The 16,090-nt window shown below is 72.2% G+C and carries 12 protein-coding genes; 6 read left to right on the forward strand and 6 right to left on the reverse strand.

Annotation, left to right across the window (positions count from 1 at the left end; all coding sequences use genetic code 11):
* Nucleotides 1-103: 103 nt before the first annotated feature.
* Entirely contained in the window at nt 104-1,129 is a 1,026-nt protein-coding gene (locus tag ACFY4A_RS29515) for an ATP-dependent 6-phosphofructokinase (protein WP_390832384.1), read from the forward strand.
* A 235-nt stretch (nt 1,130-1,364) separates the two neighbouring features.
* Here ACFY4A_RS29515 and ACFY4A_RS29520 read toward each other — a convergent pair whose 3' ends face one another.
* Both ACFY4A_RS29520 and ACFY4A_RS29525 read right to left on the reverse strand, forming a co-directional pair.
* Nucleotides 1,365-2,075, reverse strand: a complete 711-nt coding sequence (locus ACFY4A_RS29520; protein WP_390832385.1) for a response regulator — start codon at nt 2,073-2,075, stop codon at nt 1,365-1,367.
* A complete protein-coding gene (locus ACFY4A_RS29525; RefSeq protein WP_390832386.1) occupies nt 2,072-3,745 on the reverse strand; it encodes an ATP-binding protein in 1,674 nt (557 codons plus the stop codon). Before ACFY4A_RS29525 ends, ACFY4A_RS29520 begins: the two co-directional genes overlap by 4 nt.
* A 140-nt stretch (nt 3,746-3,885) precedes the next feature.
* Between ACFY4A_RS29525 and ACFY4A_RS29530 the strand changes: the two genes are divergently transcribed.
* Nucleotides 3,886-5,283 carry a cation:dicarboxylate symporter family transporter gene (locus ACFY4A_RS29530; protein WP_390832387.1) on the forward strand — a complete coding sequence of 466 codons (1,398 nt, stop codon included), beginning with the start codon at nt 3,886-3,888 and terminating at the stop codon, nt 5,281-5,283.
* Between the two features lie 69 nt (nt 5,284-5,352).
* Here the strand turns inward: ACFY4A_RS29530 and ACFY4A_RS29535 are convergent, their stop codons facing one another.
* The gene (locus ACFY4A_RS29535) at nt 5,353-5,970 is read right to left on the reverse strand and encodes a TetR/AcrR family transcriptional regulator (RefSeq protein ID WP_390832388.1); all 618 of its coding nucleotides are present in this window, start codon (nt 5,968-5,970) and stop codon (nt 5,353-5,355) included.
* Between the two features lie 107 nt (nt 5,971-6,077).
* Here ACFY4A_RS29535 and ACFY4A_RS29540 point away from each other — a divergent pair, with 107 nt between their 5' ends.
* The 4 genes from ACFY4A_RS29540 to ACFY4A_RS29555 all read left to right on the forward strand — a co-directional run bounded on the left by ACFY4A_RS29540 (nt 6,078) and on the right by ACFY4A_RS29555 (nt 11,151).
* Nucleotides 6,078-7,772: an MFS transporter gene (locus ACFY4A_RS29540; protein ID WP_390832389.1), complete on the forward strand. Its 1,695-nt coding sequence runs from the start codon at nt 6,078-6,080 to the stop codon at nt 7,770-7,772.
* 170 nt (nt 7,773-7,942) lie between these two features.
* Nucleotides 7,943-8,446, forward strand: a complete 504-nt coding sequence (locus tag ACFY4A_RS29545) for a MerR family transcriptional regulator (RefSeq protein ID WP_390832390.1) — start codon at nt 7,943-7,945, stop codon at nt 8,444-8,446.
* Entirely contained in the window at nt 8,424-8,738 is a 315-nt protein-coding gene (trxA, locus tag ACFY4A_RS29550) for a thioredoxin (protein ID WP_390832399.1), read from the forward strand. The genes ACFY4A_RS29545 and trxA overlap by 23 nt, the downstream gene beginning before the upstream one ends.
* A gap of 187 nt (nt 8,739-8,925) precedes the next feature.
* Nucleotides 8,926-11,151 carry a HelD family protein gene (locus tag ACFY4A_RS29555; RefSeq protein ID WP_390832391.1) on the forward strand — a complete coding sequence of 742 codons (2,226 nt, stop codon included), beginning with the start codon at nt 8,926-8,928 and terminating at the stop codon, nt 11,149-11,151.
* 150 nt (nt 11,152-11,301) lie between these two features.
* Here ACFY4A_RS29555 and glgB read toward each other — a convergent pair whose 3' ends face one another.
* The 3 genes from glgB to ACFY4A_RS29570 all read right to left on the reverse strand — a co-directional run.
* Nucleotides 11,302-13,944 (reverse strand): 1,4-alpha-glucan branching enzyme, encoded by a 2,643-nt coding sequence (glgB, locus tag ACFY4A_RS29560; RefSeq protein ID WP_390832392.1) that lies wholly within the window; start codon nt 13,942-13,944, stop codon nt 11,302-11,304.
* A gap of 58 nt (nt 13,945-14,002) precedes the next feature.
* Entirely contained in the window at nt 14,003-15,397 is a 1,395-nt protein-coding gene (locus ACFY4A_RS29565; protein WP_390832393.1) for a maltokinase, read from the reverse strand.
* Between the two features lie 153 nt (nt 15,398-15,550).
* On the reverse strand, nt 15,551-16,090 hold a 540-nt coding region (locus ACFY4A_RS29570; RefSeq protein WP_390832394.1), incomplete at its 5' end, for an alpha-glucosidase C-terminal domain-containing protein.

Genomic DNA, 16,090 nt, shown 5'->3' on the forward strand with positions numbered 1-16,090 from the left:
CCCCTGCCGGTAGATATGGCGCCCGTCAGGCCATGGCCGCCCCCGGACATGAAACAATCGGACGGGATCACCGGTGTCAACAGCGAGCAGGAGACACAGCAGGATGCGTATCGGAGTTCTCACGGCGGGCGGCGACTGCCCGGGCCTGAACGCGGTGATCCGGTCGGTCGTGCACCGGGCGGTCACGACGTACGGCGACGAGGTCATCGGCTTCGAGGACGGCTACGCGGGCCTGCTCGACGGCCGCTACCGCGCGCTGGACCTCAACGCGGTGGGCGGCATCCTCGCCCTCGGCGGCACCATCCTCGGCTCCTCCCGCCTGGAGCGGGACCGGCTCCGCGAGGCCTGCGAGAACGCCTCGGACATGATCCACCGGTTCGGCATCGACGCGCTGATCCCGATCGGCGGCGAGGGCACGCTGACCGCGGCGCGCATGCTGTCGGACGCCGGGCTGCCGGTGGTGGGCGTGCCGAAGACGATCGACAACGACATCTCCTCCACCGACCGCACCTTCGGCTTCGACACCGCCGTCGGCGTGGCCACCGAGGCCATGGACCGGCTGAAGACCACGGCCGAGTCGCACCAGCGCGTGATGGTCGTCGAGGTCATGGGGCGGCACGCGGGCTGGATCGCGCTGGAGTCCGGCATGGCGGCCGGCGCCCACGGCATCTGCCTGCCCGAGCGGCCCTTCGACCCGGCCGACCTGGTGAAGATGGTCGAGGAGCGTTTCGCCCGCGGCAAGAAGTTCGCGGTGATCTGCGTCGCCGAGGGCGCCCACCCGGCCGCGGGCAGCATGGACTACGGCAAGGGCGAGATCGACAAATTCGGCCACGAGCGCTTCCAGGGCATCGGCACGGCCCTGGCGTACGAGCTGGAGAGCCGGCTCGGCAAGGAGGCCAAGCCGGTCATCCTCGGCCACGTCCAGCGCGGCGGCGTCCCGACCGCCTACGACCGCGTCCTCGCCACCCGCTTCGGCTGGCACGCGGTCGAGGCCGCCCACCGCGGTGAGTTCGGCCGCATGACCGCGCTGCGCGGCACCGACATCGTGATGGTTCCGCTGGCCCAGGCGGTGACCGAGCTGAAGACCGTCCCCAAGGACCGCATGGACGAGACGGAGTCGGTGTTCTAGGAGGCTGGTGGGCGGGGCCGGTTTCCGAAGAGGCCCGCGCGGAGGCCTGCGGCAGCGAACCCGTCCGGCGCGGTCGCGTCTCCCGCGCCGGACGGGTTCCCCGGCGCCCCCACCGGGTCCCGAGCACCTACGGGGCCACCCGCGGACGTGCGGTTCCGCCCTGTGGTTCCCTGTGGCCCCGCCCGTCGGCCGTGCCGCCCCGGCGCCAAGCTCTCCACAGGGGTGCGGCCACCTCCTACCGGTCCCCGCCGCTCTCCCGCACCCACCGGTACACCAGTTCCGGCCTGCCCACCTGCCCGTACAGCGGGCTGCGTTCGGCTCGGCCCGCGTCCACCAGGTGCTCCAGATAGCGCCGGGCGGTGATCCGGGAGATGCCGACCGACCCGGCGACCCCCGCCGCAGTGAGCCCTTCCTCCGCCGCGCGCAGCGCGTCCGTCACCCGCTGGAGCGTCGGCGCGCTCAGGCCCTTGGGAAGGGCGGCCGGGCTCGGGGCGCGCAGGGTCGCCAGCGCGCGGTCCACCTCCTCCTGGCCGCCCACCTCCCCGACCGCCGCGCGGAACTCGGCGTACCGCACGAGCCGGTCCCGGAGTGTGGCGAAGGTGAACGGTTTCAGGACGTACTGGACCACCCCCAGCGAGACCCCTTCCCGCACCACCGCGAGGTCCCGTGCCGAGGTCACCGCGATCACGTCCGCGTGATGGCCGCCCGCCCGCAGCGACCGGGCCAGCTTCAGGCCGTGCACGTCCGGCAGGTGGAGGTCCAGCAGCAGCAGGTCCACCGGGGTGCGCTCCAGCGCCCGCCGGGCCTCGGCGCCCGTGTGCGCCTTGCCGACCGCGACGAATCCCGGCACCCGGCCCACGTACATCACGTGCGCGTCCGCCGCGACCGGGTCGTCCTCCACCACCAGGACGCGGATGGGCCGCGTCCCGCTCCTGCCGTCCGTCATGCCACGCCTCCGGGCAGGCCGCCGCCCCGGGCCCCGGACACGGTCTTGCCGGCCCCGTGGTTCTCCGTCCCGCACGTCAAGGGCAACCGCGCCTCGAACACCGCGCCGCCTCCTTCGGCCTCCGTCACTGTCAGCGTCCCCTCGTGCCGCCGCACCGCCTGCCGTACCAGCGCCAGGCCCAGTCCCCGCCCGCCGGGGCCCGTCGGCTTGGTGGAGAAGCCGTGCTGGAACACCAGGTCCGTGTGGGCCGGGTCCACGCCCGGCCCGGTGTCCGCGACCCGCAGCACCAGCTCGCCGTCCTCCGCGCGCGCCGTGACCGTCACCCGCGCCGGCACGCCGCCCTGCGCCGCGTCCACCGCGTTGTCGACGAGGTTGCCGAGGATCGTCACCAGGTCCCGGGGCGGCAGGCTCCGCGGCAGCAGACCGTCGTCCAGGCCGCTGTCCGAGGACACCACCAGCTCCACGCCGCGCTCGTTTGCCTGGGCCGCCTTGCCGAGCAGCAGCGCGGCCAGCACCGGCTCTCTCACCGCCGTGACCACCTGATCGGTCAGCGCCTGGGCCAGTTCCAGCTCCGCCGTCGCGAACTCCACGGCCTGCTCCGCCCGCCCCAGCTCGATCAGCGACACCACCGTGTGCAGCCGGTTGGCCGCCTCGTGCGCCTGGGAGCGCAGCGCCTGGCTGAGGCCGCGCTCCGAGTCCAGTTCCCCCATCATCGACTGGAGTTCGGTGACGTCCCGCAGGGTCACCACCGTGCCCCGGCGCTGCCCGCCCGACACCGGTGAGGTGTTGACCACCAGCACGCGCGAGTCGGTCAGGTGCACCTCGTCCACCCGTGGTTCGGACGCCAGCAGCGCGCCCGTGAGCGGTGCCGGCAGGCCGAGGTCCGCCACCGACCGGCCCAGCACGTCCTCCTGGGGTCCCACGCCCAGCAGTTCCCGCCCGCCGTCGTTGATGAGCGCCACCCGGTGCTGCGCGTCCAGCATCAGCAGGCCTTCGCGCACGGCGTGCAGGGCGGCCTGGTGGTAGTCGTGCATCCGGCTGAGCTCCGCCGCGTTCATGCCGTGGGTGTGGCGGCGCAGACGCGCGTTGATGACGTACGTGGCGATCGCGCCGAGCGCGAGGATCCCGGCCGCGACCGAGAACAGGGCGATGACCTGTTCCCGGACCCGCTCGCTGATGGCCTCCACCTTGATGCCGGCGCTGACGAGACCGACCACGCGGCCGTGCTCCTCGACGGGCGTGACCGCGCGGACGGACGGGCCGAGGGTGCCGGTGTAGGTCTCGGTGAAGGACTCGCCGCGCTGGGCGCGGGAGATGTTGCCGAGGAAGGGCCGCCCGATCTGGTCCGGGTCCGGGTGCGTCCAGCGGATGCCTCCCGGAGTCATGATCGTGACGAAGTCGACCCCGGTGTCCTGCTGGACCCTCAGCGCGTACGGCTGGAGCTCCGACGAGGGGTCGGAGGTGTGGATGGCCGTCAGCACGGAGGGGGCGTCGGCGATGGAGCGGGCCACCGCCGTGGTCTGACGGCGGGCCGCCTCCTCGGCCTGGCCCCGGTCGCTGACGTAGCTGAAGAGCGCGTACCCGGCCACGACGAGCGCCAGCAGCACGGCCTGCATGGCGAACAGCTGGCCCGCCAGGCTGCGGGGTCTGGGAAGGACGGGTATGCGCATGCCGCCAGTCTGCCTCTTTCGTTCTGGCGTGAACTATGTGGCGTGAACTTAATGAACGGAAGCGTGACCGCCCTCACAGGACGGGAGATAGTCGCGGCATTCCCCCACGCCCGGACGTGAGCCGCACGCCGGTGATGCCGATGACGTCGTCAAGGAGGGCCGCCTTGAGCAGCGCAGCCGATACGGCACCTGCCGCACCCGCACCCGCACCCAAGCGGGACCGTACCCACTATCTGTACATAGCGGTGATCGCCGCGGTGGTCCTGGGCGTCGCCGTCGGGTTCGCCGCGCCGGACTTCGCCAAGGAACTCAAGCCGCTCGGGACCGGCTTCGTGAACCTGATCAAGATGATGATCTCGCCGATCATCTTCTGCACGATCGTGCTCGGCGTCGGTTCGGTGCGCAAGGCCGCGAAGGTCGGCAAGGTCGGCGGGCTCGCCCTCGGCTACTTCCTCGCGATGTCGTTCGTCGCCCTGGCCATCGGGCTCGTGGTCGGCAACATCGTCCACCCCGGCAGCGGGATGCACCTGACGGAGGCGGTCAAGGGCGTCGGCCAGGCGCAGGCGCAGGCCGCGAGTGAGGGCCCGGTCGACTTCGTGCTCGGCATCATCCCGACCACGCTCGTGTCGGCGTTCACCGAGGGCCAGGTGCTGCAGACCCTGCTGGTCGCCCTGCTCGTCGGGTTCGCGCTCCAGGCCATGGGCCGCAAGGGCGAGCCGATCCTGCGCGGGGTGGAGCACATCCAGCGGCTGGTCTTCCGCGTGCTCGCCATGATCATGTGGGCCGCCCCCGTCGGTGCCTTCGGCGCCATGGCCGCCGTCGTCGGCGAGACGGGCGTCGACGCCCTGAAGGCACTCGCCACGATCATGCTCGGCTTCTACGTCACCTGTCTGCTGTTCGTGCTCGTGGTGCTGGGCGCGCTGACCCGGCTGGTGGCCGGCGTCAACATCTTCCAGCTGCTGAAGTACCTGGGCCGTGAGTTCCTGCTGATCCTGTCGACGTCGTCGTCGGAGTCCGCGCTGCCCCGGCTCATCGCCAAGATGGAGCACCTGGGCGTGAGCCGTCCGGTCGTCGGCATCACCGTGCCGACCGGCTACTCCTTCAACCTCGACGGCACGATGATCTACCTGACCATGGCCTCGTTGTTCGTCGCCGACGCGATGGACCAGCCGCTGTCCATCGGCCAGCAGATCACGCTGCTGCTGTTCATGATGATCGCCTCCAAGGGCGCCGCCGGTGTCACCGGCGCCGGACTGGCCACCCTCGCCGGTGCCCTGCAGTCCCACAAGCCCGCCCTGGTCGACGGCGTCGGCCTGATCGTCGGCATCGACCGCTTCATGAGCGAGGCCCGCGCCCTGACCAACTTCGCGGGCAACGCGGTCGCCACCCTGCTGATCGGCACCTGGACCGGCGAGGTCGACAAGGACCGCGTCCGGCGCGTCCTCGCCGGCGAGCTGCCCTTCGACGAGAAGACGCTGCTGGACGACGCCGACGACGTCGCCGGGGTCCCCGAGCAGCGCGAACTGGCCAAGGCGTAGCGCTCCGCAGGGACACCGAGACCCCGCGCCCCTTCAGGGGGCGCGGGGTCTCTTCGCGTTCCGGGGCGGTCAGTCGCTGAGCTTGGCCACCAGGGCGGAGGCGAGGGAGGCGGGCACCCCGGCCGCCGTCAGTACCGTCACGGCGGCCGTGCGGCCCGCCTCCCGGGGGGCCAGCAGACCGTCGTTCACCGCCTCCATCAGGGCGAACAGGATCTGCTCGTTCACGTACGCCAGGGCCGGCGCGGGCAGGGGAGAAGCGAAGACGCCCTCGTCGAGGCCGCGCTGGAGGAGCCCCACGGCGCTCTCCCGGACAGGGGCGAGACGTTCGCGGATGCCCTGCATGGTCACCGTGCGCTGGGCGAGCGCGACGAGCAGCCGGTAGCGGTCGGCGATCTCCCAGACCGCCAGCACCGAGCGCGCCACCGCCTCCGCCGGGTCCTCGACACCCTCGCGGCCCGCCGCGTGCGCGGTGGCGAGCGCGAGCACCGCCTCGTCGACGAGCGTGCTGATCAGCGCCTCCCGGCTGGGGAAGTGGCCGTACACCGTGCGCCGTACGACACCGGCCGCCCGTGCGATCTGGTCCATGGACGCGTCGGGGTCGCGCAGCAGCTCCGCGAGGGCGACATCGAGGATGCGGCGCCGGTTCACGTCGGCGCGACTGGTGTTACCCGTGGTCATGGCTGACATTCTGCCCTCCTTCGACTTGCACAGCACTGTCCAGCGGTCGTACATTGCACATCGTTGTGCAATTGCACTGCGTTGTGCAAGTCGATCGAGGAAGGCGACCCCCTGCCATGCGACTCGTCATGAACGAACCGGCCGAGAGGATGGACCGCCCCTACGCCCGGCGCTGGTGGGCGCTCCTCGTGCTCTGCCTGAGCCTGCTGATCATCGTGATGGCGAACACCGCGCTCACGGTCGCCGCGCCCGACATGACCCGGGACCTCGGCCTGTCCAGTGCCGACCTGCAATGGGTCATCGACGGCTACACCGTCCCCTACGCGGCGCTGATGCTGCTGCTCGGCGCGATCGGCGACAAGTACAGCCGGCGCGGCGCGCTCGTCCTCGGGCTCGTCGTGTTCGGCGGCGGCGCCGTCTTCGGCTACCTCGCCGACAGCGCGGCGACCGTCATCGCGGCCCGCGCCGTGATGGGCGTGGGCGCCGCGCTGATCATGCCGGCCACCCTCTCCCTGCTGGCCGCGACCTTCCCGCGCGCCGAGCGCGCCAGGGCGATCACCCTGTGGACCGCCACCGCCGGCCTGGCCATCGCCGCCGGTCCCCTCGTCGCCGGCGCGCTGCTTCAGGACCACGGCTGGTCCTCGACCTTCCTGATCAACGTGCCGGTCGCGGCCGTCGCCCTGGTCGGCGCCTTCGTCCTCGTACCGCCCTCCAAGGCGGCGCACCACGGCCGGATCGACTACGTCGGCGGACTGCTGTCGGTGGTGTGGATCGGCTCGCTGGTCTACATGATCATCGAGGGTCCGCACTTCGGCTGGGACGCCAAGGCGGTCACGGCGGCCGCGGTCGCGGGCGTGGGCCTGGTGGCCTTCGTCCTGTGGGAGCTGCGCCACCCGCGCCCGGTCCTCGACGTACGCCGCTTCGCGCAGCGCCGCTTCGCCGGCTCCAACCTGGCCGTCGCCCTGTTCTTCCTCGCCGTCTTCGGAGCCTTCTACTACCTCACCCAGCACCTTCAGTTCGTCCTCGGCCACGACGCCCTGGCCACCGGCCTGCGCATGCTGCCGCTGGCCGGCGCCGTCTTCGCCGGCTCGGCGCTGACCGGCTACCTCACCCCGCGCGTCGGCATGAGGTGGACGGTGACCGCGGGCATGGTCGGCGGCACCGCCGCCCTGGCGCTGCTGACGCGGGTGGACGGCTCGTCCGCCTACGGCGACTTCGTGGCACCCCTGGTGATCCTGGGTCTGGCGATCGGGCTCGCCCTCTCGCCCTGCACCGACGCCATCATGGGCGCCTTCCCCGAGTCCGAGCTGGGCGTCGGCGGAGCCGTGAACGACACCTCCCTGGAACTGGGCGGCTCGCTCGGCATCGCGAGCCTCGGCTCCCTGCTGTCGACCTCGTACGCCCGGCACCTCTCCGACGCCACCGCCGGCGGCGGGCTCCCGGCGGGCGCCCTGTCCACCGCCCAGGACTCGGTCGGCGCCGGCTACCAGGTCGCCCAGGGCATCGGCGCCAAGGCCCGGCAACTGGCCGAGCAGGCGGTCCACACGAGCGACCCGCAGCAGGCCGCGCAGCTCAAGGCGCAGGCCGGCCAACTCGCCGAAGGCGCCCAGCGGATGAAGGAAGCGGTCGGCTCGTCCTTCTCCGACGCGGTGGCCCACACCAGCCTGGTCGGCGCGGTGATCCTGGGCGTGGGCACCCTCGCCGTCGCCCTGCTGCTGCCGCGCGGCGCCGCCCGCGACGATCAGCCGGCCGAGGAGGCGAAGGAGCTGGTGGGCAGCGGTGTGAAGTCAATTACCACTGAAGTTCACTGAAGTGACGGGTTTGCACAACGCGGCATCACTGGGTGTGACGCTGCGTTCGCGTTCAGCCCCGGCCCGGCGCGTGTGCTCGAGGTGGAGGAGCCGGCCGGCGCGATGGTCCGAGCGGCGGCCCGCACTCCGCCGTTGCCTTGACGTCGGCGTCAGGGCTTAGGTTCGTGGGCATGCGAATCGGCGAGCTGGCCGAGCGGGCCGGGACCACGACGCGGGCGCTGCGGTACTACGAGTCGCGGGGGCTGCTGCCCGCGCGGCGGGACGCGCAGGGCCACCGCTCCTACGACGAGCGTGATCTGCGGCTGCTCAGGCAGATCAGGACGCTGCGGGACTTCGGGTTCGAGCTGGAGGAGACCCGGCCGTTCGTGGAGTGCCTGCGGGCCGGGCATCCCGAGGGCGACTCGTGCCCCGCGTCCCTCGCGGCCTACCGGCGCAAGCTGGACCAGCTCGACGCGCTGATCGGCGAGCTGCGGGCCGTGCGGGAGCAGGTCGGGGCCCAGCTCGCGAAAGCCATGGGGGCACCCCCTGCTCGAGCGGAGTCGAGGGCTCGGGGGAGGGCGCGGGAGGCACTGGCAGCCGACGCGCGGGTTCCGGGCGGCCCGGAGCCGAGGTGCGAGCTGGGAGGGAGCGACATTGATCAGGGCAGCGGGAGTGGCGGAGGTGACGGACGCTGACTTCGCGGCGGAGGTGCTCGGCGCGGACCGGCCGGTGCTGGTGGAGTTCACCGCCGACTGGTGTCCGCCGTGCCGGCAGATGGGGCCGGTGCTCAGCGCGCTGGCCGCCGAGCAGGGTGACCGGCTGAAGGTGGTCCAGCTCGACGTGGACACCAACCCGGACACCACGAACGCCTACAAGGTGCTGTCGATGCCGACCTTCATGGTCTTCCGCGCCGGCGAACCCGTGAAGTCCATGGTGGGCGCACGGCCCAAGCGGCGGCTGCTGGAGGAGTTGTCCGACGTGCTGTGACCTGCCGGACGTGCTGCTGACAGCGGGCCGGAGAATGACAAATCCCCCGGGCAATTGCGCCCGGGGGATTTCTCTGCGTATATTCGGTGATTCGTGACTCGATATCCATCGAGTCACGAAGAATTCGCTAGCGAAGTATATCCGGGCGGGAGCCGAATTGTCAAACACCGAATTTCCAGACGGTGAATTGCGGCAGGAACAGGAATTCATCGACGGACTGTACGCGCGCGTGGACGCGCTGCGCGGTGACACCGAGAACTCCGTCGCGGACGCGCTCGCGCAGGGCGACACGCCCATGCAGGCCCGGCTGGAGCGGGACATCCTCGTCGCCGAGCGGTCGGGGCTGCTGGCCGCGCTGAACGCGGTGGACGGTTCGCTCTGCTTCGGCCGGATCGACCTCACCGACGGCGACAGCCACCACATCGGCCGTATCGGCCTGCGCGCCGACGACGCCGAGCGCACCCCGATTCTGATCGACTGGCGCGCCGACGTCGCCCGGCCCTTCTACCTGGCCACCGGCCACACCCCGATGGGCCTGCGCCGCCGCCGGCACATCTCCACCGAGGGCCGCCGGGTCACCGCCCTGCACGACGAGATCCTCGACCTCGGCGACACCACCCGGACCGGCCACGAGGACCCGACCGGCGACGCGGTGCTGCTCGCCGCGCTCGACTCCGCGCGCACCGGCCGGATGGGCGACATCGTGCGGACCATCCAGGCCGACCAGGACCGCATCATCCGCGCGCCGCACCGCGGAGTGCTCGTGGTCGAGGGCGGCCCGGGCACCGGCAAGACCGCGGTCGCCCTGCACCGGGCCGCCTACCTGCTGTACGAGCACAGGGAACTGCTCGCCCGGCGGGCCGTGCTGATCGTCGGCCCGAACCCCGCGTTCCTCGGCTACATCGGCGAGGTGCTGCCCTCGCTCGGCGAGACCGGCGTGCTGCTGGCGACCGTCGGCGAGCTGTTCCCCGGCGTGAAGGCCACCGCGACGGACACCCCCGAGGCAGCGGCGGTGAAGGGCCGCGCCGACCTGGCCGACGTGCTCGCCGCCGTCGTACGGGACCGGCAGGCGCTGCCCGATCCGGTGATCGCCATCGAGCACGACCGCGAGATCCTGATGCTCGACGACGGCCTGGTGAGCGTCGCCCGTGAGCGCACCCGCGCCGCGAAGCTGCCGCACAACGCGGCCCGCGAGCACTTCGAGGGCCACATCCTCAACACGCTCACCGACCTGGTCGCCGAGCGCATCGGCACCGACCCCTACGACGGCTCCAACCTCCTCGACCCCAGCGACATCACTCAGATCCGCGACGAACTCGCCGAGAACGCCGAGGTCTGGTCGGCCATCGACCAGCTGTGGCCGCGGCTGACCCCGCAGCGGCTGGTGGCGGACTTCCTGGCGGACCCGGAGGGGTACGTCGGCGACGAGGACGCGGCCGCGATCCGCCGCCCGGTGACCCGGGCGTGGACCGTCGCGGACGTACCCCTCCTCGACGAGGCGGCCGAACTGCTCGGCGAGGACGACCGCCTGGCCCGCGCCCTGGCCGAACACGAGCGCGAGACCCGGATCGCCTATGCCCAGGGCGTGCTGGACGTGTCGTACGCCTCCCGGACCTACGAGTTCGAGGACAAGGACGACGAGGACTCGGAGGTGCTGTCCGCGCACGACGTCATCGACGCCGAGCGGTTCGCCGAACGCCAGGAGGAGGAGGACCACCGCAGCGCCGCCGAGCGGGCGGCGGCCGACCGCACCTGGGCGTTCGGGCACATCATCGTCGACGAGGCGCAGGAGCTGTCACCGATGGCGTGGCGGCTGCTGATGCGGCGCAGCCCGACCCGTTCCATGACCCTGGTCGGCGATCCCGCGCAGACGGCGGAGGCGGCCGGCGTCGGCTCCTGGGCGGATATCCTCAGGCCGTACGTCGAGGACCGCTGGGAGCACACCCGTCTCGGCGTCAACTACCGCACCCCGGCCGAGATCATGGACGTGGCGGCGGCCGTGGTCCGCGCCGAGCACCCCGGCTTCGAGCCCCCGAGTTCGGTCCGCTCCACGGGCGTACGACCCTGGGCCCGCGCCACCGACGACCTGCCCGGCGCGGTGGAGAAGGCCGTCGCGGAACTCACCCCGGCGGAGGGCCGGCTCGCCGTGATCGCCCCGCGCGACCTGCACCGGCGGCTGGCCACCCGGCTTGAGGGCGTCACGGCCGGTGCCGAGCCCGACCTGACCCGGACGGTCGTCCTCCTCGATCCGCGCCAGGCCAAGGGGCTGGAGTTCGACTCCGTCCTGGTGGTCGAACCCGCCCGCTACGGCACGAGCGACCTGTACGTGGCCCTGACCCGCGCCACACAGCGGCTGGGCGTGCTGCACACGGGCGCACTGCCCCGGGCCCTGGCGGAGGCGCTCGCGCAGTAGCGGCCGCGTCCGCGGGGCTGCCGCTCCCGGCCCCGGGCAGCCCGCCGATCGGTGTGGGTCCGGGCTCCTCGCTCCGGCCCGCACCCGTGGGAGCGGCCGGCCCCACTCGTGGGAGCGGCCGGCCTGCACCCCGTGGTAGCGGCCGGCCCCTCAGGCCGGGCGCAGCCAGATCGTGGCCAGCGGTGGCAGGGTCAGGCGGATGCTCGCCGGGCGGCCGTGCCGCCCCTGGGGCTCCGGCTTGACCGGGTGCGGATGGACGACGTCGCTGCCGCCGTAGCGGGCCGCGTCGGTGTTGAGGACCTCCAGCCAGGCGGGCACGTCGTCGGGGACGCCGATGCGGTAGTCGGGGCGGACGACCGGGGCGAAGTGGGACACCGCCAGCAGCGGGGTGCCGTCGGTGTCGTAGCGCAGGAAGGCGAAGACGTTGTCGTCCGCCGCGTCCCCGGTGATCCACTGGAAGCCGTCGGGGTGGACGTCGCGCGTCCACAGGGCGGGCGTGGCCCGGTAGACGGTGTTGAGGTCGCGGACCAGGTCCAGCACCCCCCGGTGGTCGGCCGCGGCACCGTAGTTCGGGTCGAGCAGCCACCAGTCCGGGCCACGCGTCTCCGACCACTCGGCGCCTTGCGCGAACTCCTGCCCCATGAACAGCAGTTGCTTGCCCGGGTGGGACCACATGAAGCCCAGGTAGGCACGCAGGTTCGCCCGCTGCTGCCACCAGTCGCCGGGCATCTTCGACACCAGCGAACGCTTTCCGTGCACCACCTCGTCGTGCGAGATCGGCAGCACGTAGTTCTCGCTGTAGGCGTACACCATCGAGAACGTCATCTCACCGTGGTGGTACTTGCGGTGGATGGGGTCGCGGCTCATGTACTGGAGCGAGTCGTGCATCCAGCCCATGTTCCACTTCAGCCCGAAACCCAGGCCGCCGAAGCCGCTCGGACCCCGGTGGTGGGTCGCGCGGGTGACGCCGTCCCAGGCCGTGGACTCCTCCGCGACGGTGACCACGCCCGGCACCCTGCGGTACACGGTCGCGTTCATCTCCTGGAGGAACGCCACCGCGTCCAGGTTCTCCCGGCCGCCGTGCTCGTTCGGCGTCCACTGGCCCGGCTCGCGCGAGTAGTCCAGGTAGAGCATGGAGGCGACCGCGTCCACGCGCAGGCCGTCGATGTGGAACTCCTCGCACCAGAAAAGGGCGTTGGCGACCAGGAAATTGCGCACCTCGCGGCGGCCGAAGTCGAACTCCAGGGTGCCCCAGTCCGGATGCGCGGCCCGCAGCGGGTCCGCGTGCTCGTACAGGGGCCGGCCGTCGAACTCGGCCAGGGCCCACTCGTCGCGCGGGAAGTGCGCCGGCACCCAGTCCATCAGGACCCCGATGCCCGCCTGGTGGAGGGCGTCGACCAGGAACTTGAAGTCGTCCGGGGTGCCCAGGCGCGCGGTGGGCGCGTAGAAGCCGGTGACCTGGTAGCCCCAGGAGCCGCCGAAGGGATGCTCGGCGACCGGCATCAGCTCCACGTGGGTGAAGCCGAGGTCCTTGACGTAGGCCGGAAGCCGTTCGGCGAGCTGGCGATACGTCAGCCCTGGTCGCCAGGACGGAAGGTGGACCTCGTACACCGAGAACGGGGCCTCGTGCGCCGGACGTTGGGCGCGGCGCGCCATCCACTCCGCGTCGCCCCACTCGTGGTGCGAGGCGTGCACGATGGACGACGTGGCGGGCGGCACCTCGGTACGGCGGGCCAGCGGGTCGGCACGCAGGGTCCTGGAGCCGTCCGGCCGGGTGATCTCGAACTTGTACAGCTCGCCCTCGCCGATCCCGGGCACGAACAGCTCCCATACGCCCGTGGCGCCGAGCGAGCGCATCGGGTACCCGGTGCCGTCCCAGAAGTTGAAGCCACCGGCGACGCGCACCCCCCGGGCATTGGGCGCCCACACCGCGAACCGGGTCCCGGTCACGCCCCCGTGGGTCATCGGACGGGCCCCGAGCGCCTGCCACAGCCGCTCGTGCCGGCCCTCGCCGATCAGGTGCAGATCGAACTCGCCCAGCGTGGGCAGGAAACTGTAGGCGTCCTCGGTGTGCTGCACCGTCCCCGCGTACTCCACCTCCAGCCGGTACGCGGGCACCTCCGGCAGCGGCAGCACCCCCGAGAAGAACCCCTGCCCGTCGTCGTGCAGCCCGGTCCGCTGCTCCCCGGCGACCACGGTCACGCCCAGCGCGTACGGCCGGAACACCCGGAAGGCGACTCCACCGGGCACCGGGTGCGCCCCGAGGACGGAATGCGGATCGTGATGCGTTCCGGCGAGCAACCGTTCCCGGTCACCGGCTCCGGCGGCGACCAGGTCGGCGCCCTCCGGGCGCCAGGCGGCCATGGGCTCCGGCGCCGCGGGTCCGCCCACCGCCGACGGGGCTGCCGCTGACCCGGCCGCCGCCGTCGTGGCCGGTGCCTTTTGCGCCGCCGGTGCCTTCTTGCCGGCCCTCCTGGCGGCGGCCCCGGCGGCTGCGGCCTTCGGGGCCGTCGCCTTGGCGGCCGTCTTTTTCGCCACCGTCTTCTTCGCGGTCGTCTTCTTGGCTGTCGTCTTCTTCGCCACCGCCGTCCTGGCCGTGGCCTTCTTCGCGGCTGCCTTCTTCGCGGTGGTCTTCTCCGGTGCTGCCGGGGATTGCGTGGCCTTCTGCGCGCTCTGCGCGGCTTTCGCCGTCTTCCGGGCGGCGCTCTTCTTCGCCGGCGTCGGCCGGCCTTGGCCCGCGGCCTCGGCCGTGTTCTTCGGATCCGAACCGCTGGACGGTGTGCGGGGGGTCACGGGCGGAGCCTCCTCGGCGCAGGTCGGGTGCGGTGGACGGGGGAGACGGGGAGGGGGATCAGGTCGTGTCCGAAGCGGCCAGGCGGTGTACCGCGGACATCGGTACCGGGAGCCAGTCGGGGCGGTGCCTGGCCTCGTAGAGGACCTCGTAGATCGCCTTGTCCGTCTCGTAGGCGCGCAGCAGGACGGGGTCGGTGCGCGGGTCGCTGCCGCCGACCTCGGCGTAGCCGGTGCAGTACGCGGCGCGGCAGGCCGCGGCCCACTCCGGTGCCGGCGGGCCGCCCGCCGAGTGCGCCGCGTAGTCGAAGGAGCGCAGCATCCCGGCCACGTCGCGCACCACGGGCTGGGCCATCCGCCGCTCGGCCAGCGGTTTCGCCGGCTCGCCCTCGAAGTCGATCAGCCACCACTGGCCGGAGGGGGAGCGCAGGCACTGCCCGAGGTGGAGGTCGCCGTGGATGCGCTGGGCGGTCCAGGTGTGGCCCTCGGCCGCAAGATCGGCCAGCGCCTCGAACGCGGAGCGCAGGCCCGGGACGTACGGCCCGAGCGCGGGCACCGCCTGCGCGGCCGACCCCAGGCGTTCGGTCATGCCGTGCACCAGGGACTCGAGCTGCATGTGGCCGAGTGTGACCGTGGGCAGCGCGCGGGCCAGCGCGGTGTGCACCTCGGCGGTGGCGCGGCCCAGCGCGCGCGCCTCGGCGCTGAAGTCCTCGCCCTTGGCCAGCTCGCGCAGTGCCAGCTCCCAGCCGTCCGAGGCGCCCTGCACGAAGGGCTGGAGCACTCCGAGCACGTACGACTCGCCGTCCAGCTCCGCCGTCATCCACGCCGTCGGCGGCGGCACCCGCGAGCAGCCCTCCTTGGCCAGGGCCAGCGGCAGCTCCAGGTCGGGGTTGACTCCGGGTACCACCCGGCGCAGCAGTTTCAGGATGAACGTATCGCCGTAGATCACCGACGAGTTGGACTGCTCGGCGGTGACCACGCGGGGGACCAGGTCGGGGCGTATCTCGTCCCGCCGTTCGAAACGCAGCCCGCCGATGCGGGCCCGGGTGCGCAGTGCCTCCAGGATCACCTCGGCGGGCCGGGGGTCGTACAGGGCGTCGTACACCGTGCGTCCGGCGAGCGGGCCCTCGTGCACGTGGCCGATCAGCGCGGGCGCCAGCCGTGGGGGCAGCGCCTCGCGGACGCCTATGAGCAGCTGGTAGCAGTCACCGGGGTGCGGGACCGTGCCGTGCACGGGGGCGAGCGGCTGGTGGGCGCGTACGAGCAGGTGGTACAGGCCCAGCTTCCGGTCGCCCGGCAGCAGCTCGGTGACGGCGACCAGCGAGAAGCCCGTCACCGGACGACCCTTGCCCGCGAACCAGCGCTGCCGCGGCAGCCACTCCCGCAGCAGCGGGTCCAGTGACGCGAGGAGACCGGGGCTTCCGGTGGTGACAGAGCGTGTGACGGCTTGCGACATGGCTTCCGACATGGCGTCGCGTCCAATCGCTGGTCGGGTGTGACTGACGCGTGCCCACGGGCGGGGCGGAGGAAACGCCCGCCCCGCCCCGGGTACCGGACGAACCCTGGGTCCTTCGTTTGGATCACGCCGGGCTGATCCAGACGAAAGACCCTAGACGGAGGCGTCCCGGCGCAGACGGAACCAGTAGAAGCCGTGCCCCGCCAAAGTCAGCAGGTACGGCAGCTCCCCGATGGCCGGAAAGCGCACACCGCCGAACAGCTCGACCGGATGCCGCCCGTGGAAGGCGCTCAGGTCGAGTTCGGTGGGCTGGGCGAAGCGGGAGAAGTTGTGGACGCACAGGACCAGGTCGTCCTCGTACTCCCGCAGGAAGGCGATGACCGCGGGGTTGGAGGACGGCAGTTCGGTGAAGGAGCCGAGTCCGAAGGCGCGGTTCTGTTTGCGGATCTCGATCATGCGGCGGGTCCAGTGCAGCAGCGACGAGGGTGAGGACATCGACGCTTCGACGTTGGTGACCTGGTAGCCGTAGACCGGGTCCATGATCGTGGGCAGGTAGAGGCGGCCGGGGTCGCAGGAGGAGAAGCCGGCGTTGCGGTCGGGGGTCCACTGCATGGGGGTGCGCACGGCGTCGCGGTCGCCGAGCCAGATGTTGTCGCCCATGCCGATCTCGTCGCCGTAGTAGAGGATCGGGCT

The organism is Streptomyces sp. NPDC001292, assembly GCF_042896465.1.
Taxonomy (GTDB): domain Bacteria; phylum Actinomycetota; class Actinomycetes; order Streptomycetales; family Streptomycetaceae; genus Streptomyces.

What these genes read in the sequence shown, in the direction of transcription:
- ACFY4A_RS29515 (WP_390832384.1), top strand. Translation starts at nt 104, where the DNA reads ATGCGTATCGGAGTTCTCACGGCGGGCGGCGACTGCCCGGGCCTGAAC.
- ACFY4A_RS29530 (WP_390832387.1), top strand. Translation starts at nt 3,886, where the DNA reads ATGACGTCGTCAAGGAGGGCCGCCTTGAGCAGCGCAGCCGATACGGCA.
- ACFY4A_RS29545 (WP_390832390.1), top strand. Translation starts at nt 7,943, where the DNA reads ATGCGAATCGGCGAGCTGGCCGAGCGGGCCGGGACCACGACGCGGGCG.
- ACFY4A_RS29565 (WP_390832393.1), bottom strand. Translation starts at nt 15,397, where the DNA reads ATGTCGCAAGCCGTCACACGCTCTGTCACCACCGGAAGCCCCGGTCTC.
- ACFY4A_RS29535 (WP_390832388.1), bottom strand. Translation starts at nt 5,970, where the DNA reads ATGTCAGCCATGACCACGGGTAACACCAGTCGCGCCGACGTGAACCGG.
- ACFY4A_RS29525 (WP_390832386.1), bottom strand. Translation starts at nt 3,745, where the DNA reads ATGCGCATACCCGTCCTTCCCAGACCCCGCAGCCTGGCGGGCCAGCTG.
- ACFY4A_RS29540 (WP_390832389.1), top strand. Translation starts at nt 6,078, where the DNA reads ATGCGACTCGTCATGAACGAACCGGCCGAGAGGATGGACCGCCCCTAC.
- ACFY4A_RS29520 (WP_390832385.1), bottom strand. Translation starts at nt 2,075, where the DNA reads ATGACGGACGGCAGGAGCGGGACGCGGCCCATCCGCGTCCTGGTGGTG.